We start from the raw sequence: 19,151 nt of genomic DNA, 5'->3' as shown, positions 1-19,151 counted from the left end.
AGGGTCCTTTCACCAAGTACTGGATTCCACCGAGATCACCGGGACGAGCTTGTTGCCCAGCGCTTCGAGGAAGCTGACGATCTCCGCGGCGACGGAACGGTGTTGCAGGTCGTTGAGCACGTCGTGATGCGCGCCGCGCACGACCGAGAGGCGCGCCGCCGCGGACGCCTTGACGGTCCGCGTGAGCACTTCGCGGTCGGAGAGCGGATCGGAGTCGCCCACCAGCACGAGTTGCGGGATGTCCGCCACCCCACCGTAAGCAGCGTCGAGCACCTCGTCCGGGACCGTCACGGCGAGGGAACCGCGTGCGACGGCCGCGTCCTCGGTCAGCACGGCACGATGCACGGGACAGTGTGTCCTGAGGTCGAGTTCCTCGTCCCAGCCGTGCGCCGGCCCGGTCGTGTGCCCGGCCGGGCCGGCGAGCACGAGGGCATCGGGCCACCAGGGCGCGGTCGTGTCATGGCGTGCGGCGAGCGCCGCGATCACGGTGGCGCCGACGTCGGCACCGAGCAGGATCAGCGGACGCGCGGGCTCGGTTTCCGTGACCGCCGCGTCCAGGTCGCTCGCGAATCGCTCCAGCGAACCCGCGGCGTCGGCCGCCTCGATCCGGGGCCCGTCGACGATGCGCACGTCGTAGGCGTCGGCCGAGAGCCGCTTGCCCAGCCGGGTATACGTTCGCTGGGTCTCGCCGCGTCCCGGCACGACGATCACGGTGCCCCGGGTGCGTAGCCCCTGGGGCGCGGCGAACTCGGTGTAGTCGCTCATTGTCCTGCTCCTTGCAGCTGGGCCGGGGCGGTTCCGGCCGCGGTGAGTTCGCCGCCCGCCCGCCCGCCAAGGACCCGGTCGAACACCGCGGCCGCACCCCCGGCGGGCAGGGTCGCGCCGCGCCACGCGACGTGCTGGTCGGGGCGGATGAGCACGACGTCCGCCCCGTAGACCTCCCGCGCCCCGCGATCGGCGAGGTGGACGACCGTGAACGGGAGCCGCCGCGCGGCCGCCTCGGCGGCGAACTCCCGCTCCGCCGCACGGTCCGCGGACAGCACCAGCAGTGCGAAGTCGTTGCCGATCCGGTCGTAGAGGGTGCCGCCGTAGGGATCGATCACGCCGTTCGGCGCCCGGTGCCCTGGGCGCCCGTCGTCGGAGTACACGTCGGCCCGCCATGGCGGCTCGGTGTCGAGCTGACCGTCCTCGTACCAGATCGCCGCCGAATCGTCGTAACGTTCGTCGAAGGTGACGCCGTCGGCGCCGAGGTGGTTCTGCCGCAGGCGGGCACCGATGGCTTCCCGCCGCCGCTGGGCGTCGGGGCTGAGGTCGGCGTCGTCGGGCACGCCGATGCGGCGGATGTCGGCGAGCGCGGCCTGCGTACGCCGGGACCGGTCGAGGGCGAAGTCGGCGATTCGCCAGTTGTGCCCGCGGCGTTCGGAGTCGTAGGAGTCCAGCAACCCCTCCGGCGCACAGCCGCGGAGCACAGCGGCGAGCTTCCAGCCGAGGTTGACCACGTCGCCGAAGCCCTCGCCGAGATTTCCGCCCGGCGTGCGGACGTGCGCGGCGTCCCCGGCGAGCAGCACCCGCCCCGACCGGAAGGTCTCCGCAATCCGGGTGGCGTGGTAGAAGGTCGTCGCCGACGCCAGTTCCAGGTCGAGGTCGAAGCCGAACGCCGCTCGCGCGGTGTCGAGCAGTTCGGCCTCGGTGGGCTCGTAGTCGAGCGGGAACGGCCCCGCGTAGACGCGCCATTCCCGGGGGCTGATCGCGGCCAGGAACCCGTCCGCCCGCTCGTTGAACACGATGTTGGTGCCGCTGGGCGCCGGGCCGACGCGGCCGGAGATGTCGCCGGTGCGCACCACGAGCCGCAGTCGCTTCTCCTTGGCGTGCTCGCCTTTCCGGGTGATCCCGGCGAGGCCGCGGACGGTACTGCTGCCGCCGTCGGCGCCGAGCACGTACCGTGCGCGGATGGTGCGGCCTTCGCCGACGACCGCTTCGATACCCTGCTCGTGCTCCCGCAGGCCGGTCAACCGCCATCCCCCGGCGACGCTGACTCCGTTCCGGCCGAGATGCCGCAGGAAGACCTGCACGAGCGCGCTCTGCGGACGGCGAAGCGCCTCCTCGGCCGGACCGCGGGCACTGTCCACGAAGGACTGTCGCGGGCCGGGCACCAGTTCATGGCCCACGAGCGAGGTGACCAGCCGGATGCCCTGGTTCCACTCCGGCGGGAAGGTCCATTCGTCGCGAATCTCCTGCAGCACGCGCCATCGGCGGAAGTGCTCGACCACGCGGGGGGTGTGCCCCATCGCCCCGGCGCGGATCAGCGTGGCCTCGCTCGCCTGGTCCACCACGGCGACGTGCACGCCCCGCGCGTGCAGTTCGATCGCGGCCGAGAGCCCGACCGGACCCGCCCCGACGATCAGTACCTCGGTCTCTTCCGTCGGTGTGGCAACGGGAAACCGGACGGTATGGACGTCGCGTTCGCCCATCACGCACCGACCAGGTTGCGGGTATGGCGGTTGGCCGGAATCGGCAGGCCGAGGTTCTCCCGCAGGGTCGTGCCCTCGTATGCGGTCCGGAACAGGCCTCGCTTCTGCAGCAGCGGCACCACGCCGTCGACGAACTTCTCCAGGTCCTCGTTGTTGCGGAAGGCGAGGTTGATCCCGTCGAAAGTGCCGGCGGCGAACCAGCGTTCGATCGTGTCCGCGACCGTGCCAGGGGCGCCGGCGAACGGCGACCGCCGGTACTCTCGAGAGGTCTGGACCACCTGGCGCAGCGTCAGACCGCCGGCACGGGCACGTTCGATGATCTTCGTCGCGGCGGTGCGCCCGCCTCGTTCGGCCAGATGCGCGACATCGGGGAACGGCGCGTCCAGGTCGTACTGGCTGAAGTCGTGGGCGCCGAACGACCGGCCGAGCAACGCGAGGCTGGCGTCGAAGTCGTTGTCCTCGTCGAAGATCTCGCGCGCCCGCCGCTCCGCTTCCGCGTCGGTGCCGCGCACGATCGGGCCGCCGTGGATGAAGATCTTGATGTGGCCGGGGTCCCGGCCGGCGGCGGCGGTGCGCTGCTTGATGTCGGTGTAGTAGGCCTTCGCGTCCTCGAACGACCCGCCAGGCGCGTAGATGCCTTCGGCCACCTGTGCCGCCAGGTTCCGGCCTTCCTCGGACACGCCGGCCTGGAAGATCACCGGCTGGCCCTGCGGGGAGCGGGACAGGTTGAGCGGGCCGTCCACGCGGAAGTGCTCACCGGCGTGGTTGAGCGCGTGCAGCTTCTCCGGGTCGAGGAAGACACCGCGCTCGACGTCGGCGGGGAAGGCATCGTCCTCATAGGAGTCCCACAGACCGCGGATCACCTGAACCGCTTCGAGCGCGCGACCGTAGCGGGTCGCGTAGTCGAAATGCTCGTCGAGACCGTAGTTCCGGCTCGTGCCGGAGTCGAAGCTGGTGACCACGTTCCAGCCCGCCCGGCCGCCGCTGATGTGGTCCAGCGAGCCGAACCGCCGGGCGAGGTTGAACGGCGAGTTGTAGGTCGAACTCGCCGTCCCGACCAGCCCCACGTGCTTGGTGTGGGTGGCGACGGCCGAGAGCAGCGTCAGCGGTTCCAGCCGGTTGAGGTAATGCGCCGGGTAGCCGGCGTTGATGAACTGACTGTCCACAATGAACAGTGCGTCGAACAGCGCGTGCTCGGCCGCCTGCGCCTGCTGGATGTAGTAGCCGATGTCGATGCTGGCGTTCTTCGCGACGGTGGGGTCCTTCCAGAGACCATGCTGGCCAGGACCGCCCACACCGTAGGGATGCAGGGCGAGATGGATCTTGCGGCTCATGTGGTTTCCTTTCAGGCGTTCAGAAGCGCACGCAGCGCCTCGCGCTCCGCGCGCCCGGCCGAGGCCGCGCGGAGTGTCGGCGCCGAGCTGACCAGCAGGCGGGTGTAGGGGTGCCCGGGGTTGGTGATGACCTCGCGCGCGGGGCCGGTCTCGACCAGTTCTCCCTGGTACAGCACCGCGATCCGATCGGCGATCCCCGCCACCGAGCCGAGGTCGTGCGAGATGAACACGAACGCGACGCCCGCGGCCCGCAGCTCCTTCACGATCTCAAGAATCTGGACCCGGTTGGCGGAGTCCAGCGCGCTGACCGGCTCGTCGAGGATCACCAGCTTCGGTTCGGTGACCAGTGCGCGGGCGACGGCGACGCGCTGCCGCTGGCCGCCGGAAAGCTGACCGGGCAGGCGATCCAGCAGTTCCTCGTCCAGGCGGACCCGGCCGAGGTAAGTGCGGGCGCGCCGCTCGGCGTCCGCCCGGGAGACCCCGCCGACCAGCAAGGGCTCGATCAACGAGTCCCGGACGGGCAGGTCCGGGTCCAGGCTCCGCAGCGGATCCTGGAACACGTACTGGACCACGCCGCGCCGCCGCAGCGAGCGCCACTGACGGGAGCGGTAGCCGGTGACCTCCTCGCCGTCGAGGACGATCCGGCCGGACGAGACACGCACCAGCCCAAGCACCGCACGGGCCAAGGTGGACTTGCCGGAACCGGTCTCGCCGATGAGCCCGACGATCTCGCCCGCCGCAACCGCGAGCGACGCACGGGAAAGCGCCCGTCGACGACGCCGCCGCTGTCCATAGTGGACGTCGACTTCGCTGATCTGGAGTATCACGCCCCGGCCTCCGTCCGGTCGAAGAAGGCGTCCAGGCCGTACTGCTCGTGTTCGCCGATGAGCAGCCGCGTGTAGGAGTGCTCGGGGTGGTAGAGCACTTGCGCCGTGGGGCCCTGCTCGACCACCTCGCCCTCGCGCATGACCAGCACCTCGTCGCACAACTGGGCCACGACGGCAAGGTCGTGCGAGACGACGACCAGCGCGAGGCCGGTGCGGTCGCGCAGATCGGCGAGCAGGTCGAGGATCTCCGCCTGCACGGTCACATCGAGCGCCGTTGTCGCCTCGTCGGCGATGAGCACCTGCGGGTCCGCCGCGATCGCGGCGGCGATCAGGATCCGCTGCAGCATCCCGCCGGAGAGCTCGAAGGTGTACTGCGTGTAGACCAGCTCCGGATCACGCAGGTGCACCGCCACGAGCAGCTCCAGCGCGCGGCGGCGCGCCTCCCGGCGGCGCAGGCCTTTCTTCACCCGGACGACCTCCGCGATCTGCGGCCCGACCGGAATCGAGGGGTTCAGGTAGGACGCCGGGTCCTGGAACACGGCGCTGATCGTCGAGCCCCGCAACGCCGTCCACTGCGCCGGGGTGAGGGTGGAGACGTCGCGCCCGTCGATGTGCGCGGAGCCGCCGGTGATCTCGAAATGTTCCGGCAGGATGCCCAGGATCGCGCGGCAGGTCATGGTTTTGCCGCTGCCCGACTCGCCCACGATGCCGACCGTCTTGCCTGGCGTGAGCTCGAAACTCACTCCCCGCACGACCTCCCGGCCCTCCACCAGGCCGGCGACCCGCACATCGCGCACGGCGAGCACCGGATCGGCCACGCTCGTCACGGCGGGGCTTTCGGTGAGGCTGGTCATGCTGCACCTCCTCCGACGGTCTGGTTGGCCCGGACCTTCCGGGCGCCGAGCAGGGCCCGGCCGGCTTCGCCCGACACGTCACGGATCGCGTCGGCAAGCAGGTTGCACGCCCACACCGTGAGCATGATCAGCAGCGCGGGCACGAACGGCGCCCAGGGCTGGTAGCTGAGGAAACCGAGGTCGGACGCAAGCAGGCCGCCCCAGGTCGGCGTCGGCGGCTGCACGCCGATGCCGAGGAAACTGAGGCTGGACACGATGATGAAGCCGACGCCGATGGTGTGCGCGAGCGCGACCGTGATCGGCGGCAGCACCTTGACCCACACGTGCCGCCGGACGATCCAGCCGAGGGACGCACCGGAGATCTGCGCGGCCTCGACGTACTGCGACCGCGCGACCGACAGCGTGGCCGCCCGCGCCACCCGGTAGAACAGCGGCGACACGAGCACACCCGTCACCAGCATCGCCTGCGTGATCCCGTTGCCCAGCAACGCCGTCACCGCGACCGCGAACAGCAGGAACGGCAGCGCCACCAGGGTGTCGACGACCCGCAGCGTCAGCCATTCGACCGCCCGGCCCAGATACACCGACAGGATGCCGGGAATCGCACCGACGACCAGCGCCATCGACGCGACCTCGAGCGAGCCGAGGACGCTGATCCGGGAACCCCGCAGCAGCCGGCTGAACACGTCGCGGCCGAGGTTGTCGGTGCCCAGCCAGTGCGCACCCGACGGACCCGCCAGCGTGTCGGCACTCGTCGCCAGCGGGTCGTGGGGCGCGAGCAGCGGCCCGAGGATCGCCAGCAGCGCGATCGCCACGAGGATTCCTACCGCGACGCGGCCGGAAACGAGCGAGAAAACCCGTCGGATCATCGTCACACCCCTCTCCGCGAGGCCGGGGTGATCCGGCCGAGCACGATGTTGACGATCAAGTTGAAGGCCACCACCATCACGACCGACACCACCAGCACGCCCTGCACGGCGGGCACGTCACCGGCCTGCGCGGAATCGTTGGCGAACCGGCCGAAGCCCTGCAGCCCGAAAATCCACTCCGCGACGACCGACTGGCCGATCAGGATGGGGAACCTGATCCCCAGCGTCGCGAGCGCGGGGCCGAGACCGTTGCGCAGCACGTGCCGGAAGAAGATCCGCCGTGGGCTCAGCCCGCGCACCAGTGCGCCGATCACGTAGTTCTCCCGGTACGCGCTGACCAGCCCGGTGCGCAGTTGCCGCGCCACGTCGGCCACGATGTCGAAGCTCAGCGCCAGCGCGGGCAGGATGATGTGCGCGAGCCACGGACCGACTCCGTCCGCCGCCGGTGAGTAGCCGCCCGAGGGCAGCCAGCCCAGCCCGACCGCGAAGATCTCGACGAGCACGATGCCGACGACGAACGCCGGCATGGTGGAAACCACCGTGACGAAGGCGGTGATCGTGCGGTCGATCCACGTCGTGCGGCGCAGCGCGGCCACGGTGCCGAGCACGAAGCCCAGCAGCACCCCGATCAGCAGCGCGAGGATCGCCACCGACACGCTCACCCCGAGGCCGAGGCCGATCAGGGTCGAGATTTCGGCGCCGTTGGACCAGCTCGTGCCGAGGTCGCCGTGCAGCAGTCCGGTGAACCAGCTCCAGTACTGGGCGAGGAACGGCCGGTCCAGGCCCCACTGGCTCTCGATCTGGTGGATCGCCTGCGGGGTCGCGTCCTCGCCGAGCTGTATCCGCGCGGGGCTGAGCCCGCTCAGGCCGCGCAGCGCGAACGTCACGAGCGTGCCCACGAAGAACACCGGCACGAAGATCGCGACCGACCGCGCCGGCGTCACCAGGACCTGCCCGCCGGTCCGGCGCAGCCTCGTCGCCGCGCCGGTCCGGACACCGACGGGCACGAGCGTGTCAGCGACCACTGATCGTCACACCCGTCCAGTCGATGTGCGCGGGGTTGCCCGGCAGGTTCGAGATCGACTTGGTCTTGGCGAACAGGTTCGGCGAGGAGTAGGTGAACACCAGCGCCTTGCTCTGCAGCCCCACCCGCGTCGCGGCCTGCAGCACGGCCGGGTAGTCCGGCGCGTCGAGCGGCGTCTGCCGGACCTTGGCCACCGCGTCCTCGAACCCGGCCGGCTCGTACGGCGTGCTCAGGTTCAGCGGCCCGTTCGGTCCGAAGTGGGCGGTCAGCGTCTGCAGCGCCGAATCGCGGCCGGTGGTGCCGTACAAGGAAAACGTCAGGTCCTTGGCGAAGAACGGCGTCGACCAGTTCTTGTCGACCTTGATGTTCACCGTGATCCCCACGGCCGCCAGCTGGGACTGGACGATCTCGGCGGCCGGATCGGCGCTGGGGATCACCAGGTCGAGCTTGATGTCGCCGGGCTTGTACCCGGCTTCGGCGAGCAGCTGCCTGGACTTCGCCGGGTCGTAGGGATAGCGGTTCTTCGACTGCGGGTCGTAGGCGATGTAGCCCTCGGGGAACGGCTGGTCGGTCGCCGAGCCGTAGCCGAAGGTGAGCTTGTCGACGAACTCCTGCCGGTTGATCGCGGCGCGCACCGCGTCCACGACCTTGTCGTTGTCGAACGGCGCCTTGTTGATGTTGAGGCTGATGTTGGAGGCGTTGAAACCGGGCTGCACGAACACGTCGAGACCGGCCTTCTTCGCCGCGTCCGCCTGGCTCGGGGTGATGTCGGCGAAGTTGTACACCCCGGTCTGCAGGCCCGAGACCACGGTCGAGGCGTCGGGCGCGGAGGTCAGTTCCACGCTGTCGATGTGGATGTTCGCCGCGTCCCAGTAATCGGGGTTCTTCTTGAACACGGCCTTGGTGCCCGGGATCAGCTGGGTGAGGACGAACGGCCCCGCGCCGACCGGGTTCTGGTCGAGCTTCGCCGGATCCTGTGCGGCCTTGGGGCTGGCGACCTGCAGCACCCGCTCGCCGAGCAGCTGCGGGATCTGGTGGTCGACCTGGGTCAGCGCGACGACCACGTCGAGACCGTTCGCGGTGACCGACTTGATGGAGGTCAAATCGCCGAACAGCGCGGAGTTCTGCTGTTTCTTGGCCCGTTCGATGGCCGCCTGCACGGCCGCGGCGTCGACCGGTTCGCCGTCACTGAACTTCAGCCCCGGCCGCAGGTGGAACGTGACCTGGTCGCCCGCGCTGTTGTAGTCCCAGCTCTGCGCCAGATCGGGCACGGCACGGCCCTGGTCGTCGGTGCGGGTCAGCGCGGCGTAGGACAGCGCGAGCTCCCGGAACTGGGCGCCGCTGCCCGAGACGACGGGATCCCAGTGCTTCGGGAAGGACGAGCTGGCCCATTTCAGCGTCGCGCCACCCGACGTGGCCGCACCACCACTGCCGCACGCGGTGAGTACGGCCGCCAGCGCGGCCACGAGCGCGATTCCGATGGCGCCGCGGAGGCGAGCCGAGTTGCGCAGGGACATTTGTTGCCTTTCCTTGGTGGGGACCGCTCGCGATCAGTGCGCGAGGACGCGGCCGGCGGCGTGGCGGTTCGCGGGAACCGGCAGGCCGAGGTTGCCGCGGAGAGTGGTGGACTCGTACCCGGCACGGACCACGCCGCGTTCGCGCAGGATCGGCAGTACCCGGTCGGTGAACAGCGCGAACTCACTCGGCGCGTTGACCGTGACGTTGATCCCGTCGAGGGCGCCTTCTTCGAACCAGTGCTGGATCTCCTCGGCGACCGTCTCGGGGGAGCCGACGAACGGCGAGCGCGCGGAGGCGTTCAGGTGCTCGACAACCTGGCGGAGCGTGTATCCGTTGTCCTTCGCGAGTTTCGTGATCGCCTCGGACTGGGTGCGGAAGCTGCGCGCGGCGGCCTCGCCGATGTCCGGGAACGGCGCGTCCAGGTCGTACTGGGTGAAATCGTGCCAGCCGAAGGGGCGGCCCAGCTCCTTGAGCGCGCGGTCGAAGCTCTTGGTGCCCAGCCGTGCGTCCTCCTTGGCCCTGGCCTCGTCGTCGGTGTCGGCGATGACGATCTGGATTCCCGGCAGCGTCAGCAGTCCCTCCGGGTCACGGCCCTTCGCCGCGGCGCGCTCACGCAGTTCCGCGCGGAAGGCTTTCGCCTGGTCCAGTGACGCGGCGTGAGTGAAGATCACCTCGCCGACGGCGGCGCCGAGATCCCGGCCTTCCTCGGAGTCGCCGGCCTGGAAGATCACCGGCTGGCCCTGTGGGGAACGCTCGAGGTTGAGCGGGCCGACCACGGAGAAGAACTCGCCCTTGTGGTTCAGCGCGTGCTGCTTGGCCGGGTCGAAGAACAGGCCCGACTCCTTGTCCCGGGGGAAAGCGTCGGCCTCGTAGGAGTCCCACAGGCCACGGGCGACCTGGACGTGCTCGAGCGCCCGCCCGTACCGGGTCGGGTAGTCGTAGTGCTCGTCGCGGCTGTAGTTGCCCGCCGTGCCGGCGTCACCGCTGGTGACCACGTTCCATCCCGCGCGGCCGCCACTGATGTGGTCCAGGGAGTAGAGGCGGCGGGCGACGTTGAACGGCTCGTTGTAGGACGTGGTCAGCGTGCCGACGAGGCCGATGTGGCTGGTGTGCACCGCGATCGCGGAGAGCAGGGTCAGCGGTTCGAGCCTGCTGAGGTAGTGGTGCGGCGAGTTCGCGGTGATGAACTGACTGTCCACAATGAACACCAGGTCGAACTTCGCGGCCTCCGCGGCCTGTGCGCGGGCGATGTACCAGTTGACGTCGACGCTGGCGTTGCCGGGGATCTCGGGGTCGAGCCACGTGTTGTGCTGGCCCGGTCCGCCGACGCCGAGGAGCACAGCGCCCAGTTTGAGGGTGCGACGGGACATGATGATCCGTTTCTTCCATACCGACGGAAAAAGGGAACCGGACGGAAACTTCCGGGCCCGGTGAAGGAAACCGCTCAGCGACAGTGAGAACAGCGGGGCGCCGGACAGATCGCGGTCCCGCAGCGGGCGTGATCGAGCCAGCGACGGCTTGTCAGTGACAAGCGCAGGACGCCGGCAGGCTGCTTCATGGCCATGAGCATGCAGGGTCGGTGAGCGGAATGTCCAACGACGTTTCACGATGCGGATTCATTACCGCTCGTGATGATTCGTCTTGTAGCTTTCGCGATATGGACCAGGTACTGGACATTGTCCCGCTGCGCAGCTTCGTGGCGGTGGCCGATCGCGGCGGCTTCCAGCGCGCCGCGACGCAGCTCCATCTCAGCCAGGCGGCGGTGAGCCAGCACACCCGGCGCCTCGAAGCGGCCACCGGACGGCGACTGGTCGCGCGCGACGGGCGGCGGTCCCGCTTCACCGCCGACGGCGAGCAACTGCTCGACTACGCCCGCCGGATCCTCGCCCTGCACGACGAGGCGTTGCGCAGTTTCGGCGTCGAAAGCGCGGACACACTCGCGATCGGCTCGACCGAACACGCCGCGGCGCAGCTGCTCCCCCAACTGACCAGCACACTGGAAAAGTCACTGCCCGAGCACCACGTCCGGTACCGGCTCGACCGCGGCACGGCCCTGCGCGAGGCGCTCGCGGCGGGAAAGCTCGACCTCGCACTCCTGCCAGGCGCTTCCGACGACCCCCGCGCCACCCCCGTCGGCGAACTCGAACTGACCTGGTACTCCGCGCCCGGCTGGTCCCGGCCCGAAGGCCCCGTCCCGCTCGTCGCGTTCGACAGCCCGTGCGCGCTGCGCACCAGTGCCTTGGAAACACTTGCGGGACAAGGGATTCCGGCCGAGATCGGCGCCGAGGCCAACCAGCTCGCGGGGGTGCACGCGGCGGTGGCGGCGGGGCTGGGCGTGGCGCTGCTCGCCACGTTCGGCCAAGCGCCCGAAGGCCTGGTCGCGTGCGACGACCTGCCGGCACCCGCGCCTCTTCCGCTCACCGTGTGGCGTCGCCAGGGACTGGACCACTTCGTGACAGGGCACGCCATCAAATCGCTGCGCCGGCTGCTTTCCGCGCGCCCGGGCCCACCGCTCGCCATCGTGCGGGGAGCCTGAGTCGCCTTATTCGGCTGGGAGGGGCGAACGTCCTAGGTTGTGCACAAGCGGCGGAGCGCTTGCGGTGTGAGACTCAGCTCGCACCGCCGCGGGTTCGAATGAGCTCCGTCGCGCAAACCCTTCCCCAAACCAGTCCTAACGGCTGAGGCGGCCGCGGTCTACCGCGAGCTGGATACCGGTGACGTGCCTGGCCTCGTCCGAGGCGAGCCACGCCACGGCGGCGGCGATGTCCTCGGACTCGCTGATCGTCTCGGGCAGTGAGCCCGTGTAGTACGGCCTGGCATAGGGGTTCGCGTCCAGCAGCGCGAACAGCTCGTGCACCTTCAGTTCGGTGTCGACACCGTTGGGGTGCACCGAGTTGACGCGAATCCGATACGGGGCGAGCTCGTTGGCCAGCGAGGTCGCGAGGCCCACCACGCCGTGCTTCGCGGCGGAGTAACTCGCCAAAAACGGGGCGCCGCGCAGCCCGGCGACCGAGCTGGTGAACACGATCGAGCCACCGCTGCCCTGGTGCAGCAGGACCCGCAAGGCCGCCTTGGCCGTGTGGAACGCCCCGGTGAGGTTGACGTCGATGGCCTCCTGCCACTGCTCGGCTTCGATCTCCCAGCAGTGCGCGGCGGTCGTCGCGCCCGCGTTGGCGATCACCACGTCGAGCCTGCCCAGCGTGGAAACGCCTTCGGTGACCGCGTTCCGCACCGCGTCGTAGTCACGGACGTCGGCCTCGACCGCCACGATCCGACGGCCCAGCTTTTCGACCAGCGCCACCGTTTCCGCCAGATCGGCGGGTGTGGGCCCCGGATACCGGGTCGTGGCAAGGGAACGGTTGATGTCGAGAGCGATGATGTCGGCGCCTTCCGCGGCCAGCCGCACCGCCTCGGCACGTCCCTGCCCGCGGGCCGCGCCGGTGACGAACGCGACCTTGCCGACGAACCGGCGCGCGACCGGCGCCCCGGGTACCGGAGCCGGCGGAACCGCGTCGCCCACCGGGAATTCGCTCATGCTCAGCTCCCCAGCTTTTCGATGATGGACTCCGAATACCGCAGCAGATCGTCGGTGATCTCCCGCGCCGTCGGCGTTCGCGCGTAGCGTTCCGCGTGCGGATAACTGAAGACGGACGTCACGCCCAGGTCCCGGAGCCGTTTGAGGAACTCCAGATCGGGCTTGGCCGTGACGATGAGCTCGAACGAGCCGTCGTCACGGCCGGCGTCCGCCAGCATCCGGGTGATCACCGGCAGCGCCTCCAGAACCCGCTCGGGCGCGGTGTTCCCACTGATCCAGCCGTCACCCTTTTCGACCGCGCGGCGCATCGAGGCACGCGAAAAACCACTGACGTACAACGGAACCGGTTCGAGCGGCTTCGGGTTCGACGCCAGGCGCGGGAACTCGAAGAACTCGCCATTGAACTCCGTCATCTCGCCGCTCCAGAGCAGCCGCATGACGTCGATCATCTCGTCGCACCGCCTGCCGCGGGTGTGGAAGTCGACGCCGAGCGCGCGGAACTCGTCTTCCATCCACCCGACGCCGATACCGAGCGAAACACGCCGGTCCGACAGGACGGACAGCGTCGCCAGCATCTTGGCGACGACGATCGGATGCCGCAGGGGCAGCACCATGATGCTCGTCGTGACTTCGAGCCGGTGCGTGGCGGCGACGATCGCGCCCATGGTGGCGCCGAGGTCCGGCCAGTGCGTCGCCGCGGGCCAGCCCGGCCTGCCGTCCGACGTGTTGGGGTAGGTGCTGAGCACGTGTTCCGGGTGCACCAGATGGTCACCGAGAAACACGCCGTGGAACGGCGTCTCCCGCTCGACCGTGCGCGCCAGGCTCAGCAGATCCCCGGTTCCGGTGAACTGCAACGAATGCCAGAACTTCATCTCCGGCCTCCTTTCCTTCCCCGGCGAACGCACTGTGCCTACCGACCGGCCGGTCGGGTACTGGGCGCGCGGTACCGCGACAACCCGCGGTACTCGCCGGAACCGCGGTTACGTCGTCTTGTCCGTGCGTGGCATGAGGATGGCGGAAAAGGTGCGGGCGATGGACTCGGCGGTCTCCTTGCCGTCCGGCGAGAACCAGAACACGACCCAGTTCAGCATCCCGAGCATGGCCAGCCGCACGAGCCGCGCCGGGATGCCGGGCCAGCGCCCCGTGCTCTCCTGCACGGCCGCGACCATCCCGTCGATCAGATGGTCGTAGCTGTCCCGCATCTCGACGATGTGCTGGCGCTCGGCCGGCGAGAGCGAACGCAACTCCACCAGTGCGGTCGCGTGCCGGCTGCGGTCGTCCAGCAGCGCTTCGACATGGCGGACGATCGCCTCGTTGAGGCGTTCTTCCGGATCGGGACTGGTCGCCGACATCGCCGCATCGATCATGTGCCGCATGCTCGACACCGACATCTCGTACAGCAGGGTTTCCTTGTTCTTGATGTGGTGGTAGACCGAGGCCTTCCGCATGCTCATCGCATTGGCGACGTCGTTCATCGAAGTCGCGTGATATCCCTTGGCCCAGAAGATCTCGGCGGCGGCGGCGAATATCTCTTCACGACGGCCGAGGCCGGCGTGGTCCGTTGCTGGCGTTTCCATACCCGTAAGCGTACCGACCGGTCGGAAGGACCGCCCCGGCTTCCGCGCGAGTGGTCCGGTGGCCTGATCCGGTCCGGTCATGCCGGCTCCTCCTCGATCTTCTTGGCGCGCTTGGGAAACCGCACTATTCCGGCTGCGCCCCGGCGCGGCCGAAATAGGCGTCCTTGATGATCCGGAGGTCGTCGATCATGCCGACCGGGCTTTCCATCACGATCCGGCCGACGTCGAGCACCGCGACGTGGTCGGCCACGCTCACGGCGGCTTCCACGGCCTGTTCCACCAGCAGGATGCCCAGGCCCGACTCCTTGAGCCTGGCGACGCTGCTCATCACCTCCAGCACGATGGCCGGAGCCAGCCCGGCCGAGGGCTCGTCGAGCATCAGCAGCTTCGGCCTGCCCATGATGGCCTGGCCGATCGCCAGCATCTGTTGCTGGCCACCGGAAAGCTGCCCGGCCGGAGTGCCGGCGCGGCCGCGCAGCGCCGGGAACAGCTCGTAGATCTCCTCCAGCGCGCCCTTCAGCTTCCGGCGGCCCGCCCGCCGGCCGGTGTAACCACCCAGCAGCAGGTTGTCCTCGACGGACCGGCGTTTGAACACCCGCTTGTTCTCCTGGACCACACCGAGTCCGGCGCGGATCCGGCGGTGCGGGGCCAGGCCGTCGACGTCCTCGCCCGCCAGCCGCACCGAGCCGCCGTGCATCTTGTTCAGGCCCGCGATCGCCCGCAGCGTGGTCGTCTTGCCCGCGCCGTTGCGCCCGAGCAGCGCGGTGACCTGGCCTGGCAGCACGTCGAAGGACACGTCCCAGACCACCCGCAGGTCACCGTAGCCGGTGACCAGGTTGCGTACCGCGAGCAACGGCGCAGCCGTCGTTTCGGCCTCAGTCATCCTGACCCGCCTCCGCTCCCGCCGTGGCCAGCAGTTCGCCCGCGCCGCTCACCGGCATACCGAGATACTCGGTGAGGACCTCGGGGTGGACTTCGATCTCCGCGGGCGGACCGGACGCGATGATCCGGCCCCGCGCGAGCACGTGGATGTGATCGGCCAGCGACAGCACGAGCCGGAAGTTGTGCTCGACGAGCACGACCGTGCCACCGCTGTCCCGGATCCGGCGGATCAGGTCCGCCAGGCGGTCGACCTCGTCCTCGTCGAGACCCGAAGCGGCCTCGTCGAGCAACAGCACCCGCGGCCGCGACACCAGGGAGCGGGCGACTTCGAGCAACCGGCGGGTGCCCAGCGGCAGCGACGCCGCCTCGTCGTTCTCGAACTCCTCCAGGCCGACGAGTGCCAGCACCCGCCGCGCCTCCTCGATGTCGGCCGCCCGCGCGCGCCGGTAGCCGGGCAACCGGAAGATCGCCGACAGGAACGACGCGTGCTGGGTGGCGTAACGGCCGGACCGGACGGCTTCGGCCACCGTGATGCCCGGCGGGACCGACGGCGTCTGGAAAGTTCGGGCGATGCCGGCACGGGCCACCCGGAACGGCGAGCGTGAGCTGCCGGCTTCCCCGAGCCGGATTTCACCGGCATCGAGGCGGTAATAGCCGCAGATCATGTTCAGCAGCGTGGTCTTTCCCGAGCCGTTCGGCCCGATCAGCGCGGTGACCTGTCCCGGTTTCGCTTCCAGCGAGACGTCCTGGAGCGCCTTGACCCCGCCGAAGGTCTTGGCCAGGTGCCGCACCGAAAGCCGGGCACCGTCGATGGCGGGCAGCTGTTCGCCGGTGTAGGTCACCGAGCGGCCACGCGGCGCCCACCGCCGCTCGACCCGGCTCCACAGTTTTCGCGCCAAGCCCGCGATACCCACCGACAGCACGATTCCGCCGACGAGCAGCAGCAGCCCGTAGACGACCAGCGCGTACTGCTGGAACGAGGTCGCCTGCAGCGGGCCGAGTTGCAGGATCGCCGCGCCGATCACGGCGCCGTAGACGCTCGCCGAACCACCGAGGATCGACGCGGCCAGCACAGAAACCGCGAGGCTGAACCCGAAGGAGTCCGGCGCGAGGTAGTGATCGACGTTGGCGAACAGACAGCCCGCGATCCCGGCGGGCAGCGCCGCCACCGCGTAGGCGCTGAGCTTCATCCGGAACACCGAGATGCCGATCGAAGCCGCCAGCACCGGGCTCTCCCGGAGTACGCGGAAAGCCGTGCCGTGCCGCGAGGTGACCAGATTGCGCAGAATCAGCAACCACAGCGCGGTCACCACCGTCACGGTGACGTAGAAGGCCTGGTCGTCGAGCTCGATCCCGAACAACGTCACCGGCTCGATACCGGCCAGGCCGAGCGTGCCGCCGGTCTGGGACTGGAACATGTCCAGCACGTCCGGCACCAGCAGCACGAGGAAGAACGACACCATCGCCAGTGCCCAGTTTCCCAGCCGCAGCCCCGGAATCCCGGTCAGCAGGCCGAGCAGGAGCGCGACCACACCCGCCGCGACCAGTTGCAGCAACAGGTCGGTGTGGCCATGTGCGCCGAGGTAGCCGCTGACGTAGGCACCACCGGCGTAGATGGCGGCCTGCCCGAGCGCCAGCTCGCCGGCGTAGCCAAGGCTCAGGTTCAGACCACTGACCAGCAGGGCCAGGATGCAGATCAGCATCACCTGCCGCTGCACCGTGGAGTCCAGGCCCATGACCGGGAACAGAATGACGAGGACCGCGGCCACCAGCGGCAGCGCCCACGTCGGCAGCCGGCGGACGATCGCGAAAACGCCCATGATCAGACCATCCGTTCTCGAGCGTGACCGAACAGGCCGGCCGGTTTCACCAGGAGCACGACGAGCAGCGCCACGAACACCATCAGGGTGGCGAACGATTCGCCGAGGTACCGGCTCGTCGTGGCTTCGATCAGCCCGACCACCAGACCGCCGATGAGCGCGCCCGGCGCGCTCCCGAAGCCACCGATGGCCATCGCCACGAAACCCTTGAGCGCCAGCGCCGTGCCCAGCGTCGCCACCGCGAACGTCTTGGGCCCGACGATGGGGCCGAGCAGCCCGGCCACCGCCCCCGACACCGCGAACGCGCCGATCGCGAGTGCCCGGACGTTGATGCCACGCATCAGCGCGGCTTCCCGGTCCTCCGACACGGCCAGCATCGCGATGCCCAGCATCGAGTTGCGGCTGATCACCACGAACAGCACGGTGAGCACGATGACGACACCGATCAGCACCAGTTCGACGGGGAACACCTGCCCGCCGAACAACGTGATCACCTCGCTGCGCCCGAAGAACGGCACCTGCAACGGCTCACCGCCCCAGATCACCTGCGTCAGCCCGTCGAGCAGGGTCGCGAAACCCAGGGTGGTGACGAGCTGGGCCTCGGTGCCGCGGACGGTGCGGATGGCGAACCGTTCCTCGAGCACGGCCACCGCGGCGACGATCACGCCCGCGAGCGGGAACACCAGTGCCGGCGGCAGGTGCAGGGTGACCGAGCCGAAGAACGCCAGGAAGGTACCCAGCATCAGCAGCTGGGCGTGGGCGAAGTTGAAGACGTTCGAGGAGACGAACACGATGTTGTAGCCCAGGGCCACGAGACTGTAGAGAGCGCCGAGGGCAAGGCCGGCCCAGATGACGTTCATCGGCATTCTCCCGGAGGCTTGGGCCGCGCCGGATCGCCGGCACGCCGTGGCGCGCGTGTTTCGGTGCTGGTGCTCATCTGGGGTTCCTCAATCGTCTGCGGGCAGCGCGGTGTCCGGCGGTCAGGACGCCGCCGGGTTCCCGAACTGGCCGTCGACCACCGCGGTCGGCTTGATGAAGGTGAACTGCGACGGATCAGGATTCGCGGCGTGTGACGCGGAGCTGAACCGGTAGCTCGAGAAGATCGCGGTCTTGGGCCCGCCGGGCGGCAGTTTCTCCACCGCAGCCGCGATTTTCGCGCCGTCGGTGGTGGTCCCGGCCGCGGCCGCGGCGGCCGCCGCGAGAATGACCGCGTCGTAGGCGTAGGCGACGGTCAGCGGTGCGGGGATGCCGCCGGCCGCCTTCATCCCGGCGATCAGGTCGGAGACGGGCTGGGGCTGGCCGGGCGAGTACGCGGTGCTCGCGTAGGCCATCGCCCGCAGGTTGGTCTCCATCGGGGTGCCCAGCATTCCCGTCGGTGGCGGCGTCGTGACCACCGGCGAAGCGATCACCGCGCCGTCACCGAGCAGCGGCACGTTCCAGGCCAGCCGGTTCACACCCTGCAGCACATAGCCCGCCGGCGCGCCGTAGGCGAAGAACACCAGCACCTCGGGATTCTTGGCCTGCAACGAGGAAAGCTGCGGTGTCACGTCCAATGAGGACACCGCGAACTTCTCGGCGCCCACCGAAGTGATGCCCTCCGCCTGACAGTGCTTGGTGACCTCGTCGGTCTCACCGTTGGCGAAGGGGGTGTCGTTGCGGATGATGGCGAAGGTCTTGATGTTCTTCGCCTTCATCTCGGCACAGAACGCGCTGCCGATGCTCGACGTCGAGGCCGCCAGGTCGAAGCTGTACGGGTTCTTCGACGGGTCGCCGGAGTCGGCGGTCTGCGCGAAGTTGAACGTGGTGACCTTTTTCTGCTTCGTCAGGGGCAGCACCGCGCTCGTGATGGGCGACGAGTCGGCCTGGATCAGGACGGCGGGCTTGCTGGTGCTGGTGAGGGCCGCGTTGAGCTTGGTCACCGCCGTCGTCGCGGAATTCGCCTCGTCCTGCACGTCGAGTTCGATCGGGCGCCCGAGGACGCCGCCGTTCCTGTTCACGGTCGCGACGGCCGCCTTGGCGGCGTTGATCTCGTTCGTCGCGTTGTTCGCCAGAGCCGGCGCGCTGGTCGGGGCGAGCAGGAGAAGCCGTAGCGGATCTCCGCCCGAACCCGGGCCGCCGTCACCCGAACTGCTGCCGCAGGCCGCCGTCACGGCCAGAGCCGTGGCCGTGGCCAGGGCGATGACAACTCTCCGCACTGAGAGCCTCCTTAGAGTCTTCCGACCGGTCGGTAGGAGATACTAAGACCAACTCGGCGATCCGTCTACCGTCGTGCACCTCCGAGATTCGGATCAGACTCGGTATGGCAACAGATCCGGGCGCTGTTCCCGTCCTTTTCGGACACGGTGCGCCCCGTCCCGGCGCCACCTCTGGACGCTGTACCGACCGGCCGGTAGGCTTATCGGCCTGGCGAGGAAGCCTGCTGGTGGCTCCGGAAGGGTGG

The 19,151-nt window shown here is 69.4% G+C and carries 17 protein-coding genes; 1 reads left to right on the top strand and 16 read right to left on the bottom strand.

The window, feature by feature from the left end:
* Positions 1 to 9 precede the first annotated feature (9 nt).
* From VHD82_RS14610 to VHD82_RS14570, 9 genes are read right to left on the bottom strand one after another with little or no spacing between them, the layout of a single operon-like run.
* Positions 10 to 765: an alpha/beta hydrolase gene (locus VHD82_RS14610; protein ID WP_325702770.1), complete on the bottom strand. Its 756-nt coding sequence runs from the start codon at positions 763 to 765 to the stop codon at positions 10 to 12.
* Positions 762 to 2,471, bottom strand: a complete 1,710-nt coding sequence (locus VHD82_RS14605; RefSeq protein WP_325702767.1) for an FAD-dependent oxidoreductase — start codon at positions 2,469 to 2,471, stop codon at positions 762 to 764. The genes VHD82_RS14610 and VHD82_RS14605 overlap by 4 nt, the downstream gene beginning before the upstream one ends.
* A complete protein-coding gene (locus VHD82_RS14600) occupies positions 2,471 to 3,805 on the bottom strand; it encodes an LLM class flavin-dependent oxidoreductase (protein WP_325702765.1) in 1,335 nt (444 codons plus the stop codon). Before VHD82_RS14600 ends, VHD82_RS14605 begins: the two co-directional genes overlap by 1 nt.
* A gap of 11 nt (positions 3,806 to 3,816) precedes the next feature.
* The gene (locus VHD82_RS14595) at positions 3,817 to 4,632 is read right to left on the bottom strand and encodes an ABC transporter ATP-binding protein (protein WP_325702763.1); all 816 of its coding nucleotides are present in this window, start codon (positions 4,630 to 4,632) and stop codon (positions 3,817 to 3,819) included.
* A complete protein-coding gene (locus tag VHD82_RS14590) occupies positions 4,629 to 5,486 on the bottom strand; it encodes an ABC transporter ATP-binding protein (protein ID WP_325702760.1) in 858 nt (285 codons plus the stop codon). Before VHD82_RS14590 ends, VHD82_RS14595 begins: the two co-directional genes overlap by 4 nt.
* Complete coding sequence (locus VHD82_RS14585) at positions 5,483 to 6,355, bottom strand: ABC transporter permease (protein ID WP_325702757.1); 873 nt, start codon at positions 6,353 to 6,355, stop codon at positions 5,483 to 5,485. Before VHD82_RS14585 ends, VHD82_RS14590 begins: the two co-directional genes overlap by 4 nt.
* A gap of 2 nt (positions 6,356 to 6,357) precedes the next feature.
* A complete protein-coding gene (locus VHD82_RS14580) occupies positions 6,358 to 7,380 on the bottom strand; it encodes an ABC transporter permease (protein ID WP_325702755.1) in 1,023 nt (340 codons plus the stop codon).
* Positions 7,370 to 8,896, bottom strand: coding sequence for an ABC transporter substrate-binding protein (locus VHD82_RS14575; protein WP_325702753.1), 1,527 nt, complete (start codon positions 8,894 to 8,896; stop codon positions 7,370 to 7,372). Before VHD82_RS14575 ends, VHD82_RS14580 begins: the two co-directional genes overlap by 11 nt.
* Positions 8,897 to 8,929: 33 nt before the next feature.
* The gene (locus tag VHD82_RS14570) at positions 8,930 to 10,267 is read right to left on the bottom strand and encodes an NtaA/DmoA family FMN-dependent monooxygenase (protein WP_325702750.1); all 1,338 of its coding nucleotides are present in this window, start codon (positions 10,265 to 10,267) and stop codon (positions 8,930 to 8,932) included.
* A 287-nt stretch (positions 10,268 to 10,554) separates the two neighbouring features.
* Here VHD82_RS14570 and VHD82_RS14565 point away from each other — a divergent pair, with 287 nt between their 5' ends.
* Positions 10,555 to 11,433 carry a LysR substrate-binding domain-containing protein gene (locus tag VHD82_RS14565; RefSeq protein WP_325702747.1) on the top strand — a complete coding sequence of 293 codons (879 nt, stop codon included), beginning with the start codon at positions 10,555 to 10,557 and terminating at the stop codon, positions 11,431 to 11,433.
* 135 nt (positions 11,434 to 11,568) lie between these two features.
* On the opposite strand, the gene VHD82_RS14560 is transcribed toward VHD82_RS14565, so the two are convergent.
* The 7 genes from VHD82_RS14560 to VHD82_RS14530 all read right to left on the bottom strand — a co-directional run bounded on the left by VHD82_RS14560 (position 11,569) and on the right by VHD82_RS14530 (position 18,906).
* Positions 11,569 to 12,432: a mycofactocin-coupled SDR family oxidoreductase gene (locus tag VHD82_RS14560; protein ID WP_325702744.1), complete on the bottom strand. Its 864-nt coding sequence runs from the start codon at positions 12,430 to 12,432 to the stop codon at positions 11,569 to 11,571.
* Positions 12,433 to 12,434: 2 nt separating this feature from the next.
* Positions 12,435 to 13,304 (bottom strand): TIGR03619 family F420-dependent LLM class oxidoreductase, encoded by an 870-nt coding sequence (locus tag VHD82_RS14555; RefSeq protein ID WP_325702741.1) that lies wholly within the window; start codon positions 13,302 to 13,304, stop codon positions 12,435 to 12,437.
* A 108-nt stretch (positions 13,305 to 13,412) separates the two neighbouring features.
* On the bottom strand, positions 13,413 to 14,009 hold the full coding sequence (locus VHD82_RS14550; RefSeq protein WP_325702738.1) for a TetR/AcrR family transcriptional regulator: 597 nt from the start codon (positions 14,007 to 14,009) through the stop codon (positions 13,413 to 13,415).
* Between the two features lie 124 nt (positions 14,010 to 14,133).
* Positions 14,134 to 14,892, bottom strand: a complete 759-nt coding sequence (locus tag VHD82_RS14545; protein WP_325702735.1) for an ABC transporter ATP-binding protein — start codon at positions 14,890 to 14,892, stop codon at positions 14,134 to 14,136.
* Entirely contained in the window at positions 14,885 to 16,711 is a 1,827-nt protein-coding gene (locus VHD82_RS14540) for a branched-chain amino acid ABC transporter ATP-binding protein/permease (protein ID WP_325702732.1), read from the bottom strand. Before VHD82_RS14540 ends, VHD82_RS14545 begins: the two co-directional genes overlap by 8 nt.
* Before the next feature lie 2 nt (positions 16,712 to 16,713).
* Complete coding sequence (locus VHD82_RS14535; RefSeq protein ID WP_325702729.1) at positions 16,714 to 17,571, bottom strand: branched-chain amino acid ABC transporter permease; 858 nt, start codon at positions 17,569 to 17,571, stop codon at positions 16,714 to 16,716.
* Positions 17,572 to 17,691: 120 nt separating this feature from the next.
* Positions 17,692 to 18,906: an ABC transporter substrate-binding protein gene (locus VHD82_RS14530; RefSeq protein ID WP_325702726.1), complete on the bottom strand. Its 1,215-nt coding sequence runs from the start codon at positions 18,904 to 18,906 to the stop codon at positions 17,692 to 17,694.
* Between the last annotated feature and the right edge of the window lie 245 nt (positions 18,907 to 19,151).

Source organism: Amycolatopsis sp., from assembly GCF_035546795.1.
Lineage (GTDB): Bacteria > Actinomycetota > Actinomycetes > Mycobacteriales > Pseudonocardiaceae > Amycolatopsis_E.
The sequence above is the reverse complement of the archived record's forward strand: the minus strand, read 5'-3'. Positions and strand labels throughout refer to the sequence as shown.

Excerpts from the sequence above, each read along its gene's own strand:
- VHD82_RS14610 (WP_325702770.1), bottom strand. The coding sequence starts at position 765 with ATGAGCGACTACACCGAGTTCGCCGCGCCCCAGGGGCTACGCACCCGG.
- VHD82_RS14605 (WP_325702767.1), bottom strand. The coding sequence starts at position 2,471 with ATGGGCGAACGCGACGTCCATACCGTCCGGTTTCCCGTTGCCACACCG.
- VHD82_RS14600 (WP_325702765.1), bottom strand. The coding sequence starts at position 3,805 with ATGAGCCGCAAGATCCATCTCGCCCTGCATCCCTACGGTGTGGGCGGT.
- VHD82_RS14590 (WP_325702760.1), bottom strand. The coding sequence starts at position 5,486 with ATGACCAGCCTCACCGAAAGCCCCGCCGTGACGAGCGTGGCCGATCCG.
- VHD82_RS14585 (WP_325702757.1), bottom strand. The coding sequence starts at position 6,355 with ATGATCCGACGGGTTTTCTCGCTCGTTTCCGGCCGCGTCGCGGTAGGA.
- VHD82_RS14575 (WP_325702753.1), bottom strand. The coding sequence starts at position 8,896 with ATGTCCCTGCGCAACTCGGCTCGCCTCCGCGGCGCCATCGGAATCGCG.
- VHD82_RS14570 (WP_325702750.1), bottom strand. The coding sequence starts at position 10,267 with ATGTCCCGTCGCACCCTCAAACTGGGCGCTGTGCTCCTCGGCGTCGGC.
- VHD82_RS14565 (WP_325702747.1), top strand. The coding sequence starts at position 10,555 with ATGGACCAGGTACTGGACATTGTCCCGCTGCGCAGCTTCGTGGCGGTG.
- VHD82_RS14560 (WP_325702744.1), bottom strand. The coding sequence starts at position 12,432 with ATGAGCGAATTCCCGGTGGGCGACGCGGTTCCGCCGGCTCCGGTACCC.
- VHD82_RS14555 (WP_325702741.1), bottom strand. The coding sequence starts at position 13,304 with ATGAAGTTCTGGCATTCGTTGCAGTTCACCGGAACCGGGGATCTGCTG.
- VHD82_RS14550 (WP_325702738.1), bottom strand. The coding sequence starts at position 14,009 with ATGGAAACGCCAGCAACGGACCACGCCGGCCTCGGCCGTCGTGAAGAG.
- VHD82_RS14545 (WP_325702735.1), bottom strand. The coding sequence starts at position 14,892 with ATGACTGAGGCCGAAACGACGGCTGCGCCGTTGCTCGCGGTACGCAAC.
- VHD82_RS14540 (WP_325702732.1), bottom strand. The coding sequence starts at position 16,711 with ATGGGCGTTTTCGCGATCGTCCGCCGGCTGCCGACGTGGGCGCTGCCG.
- VHD82_RS14535 (WP_325702729.1), bottom strand. The coding sequence starts at position 17,571 with ATGAACGTCATCTGGGCCGGCCTTGCCCTCGGCGCTCTCTACAGTCTC.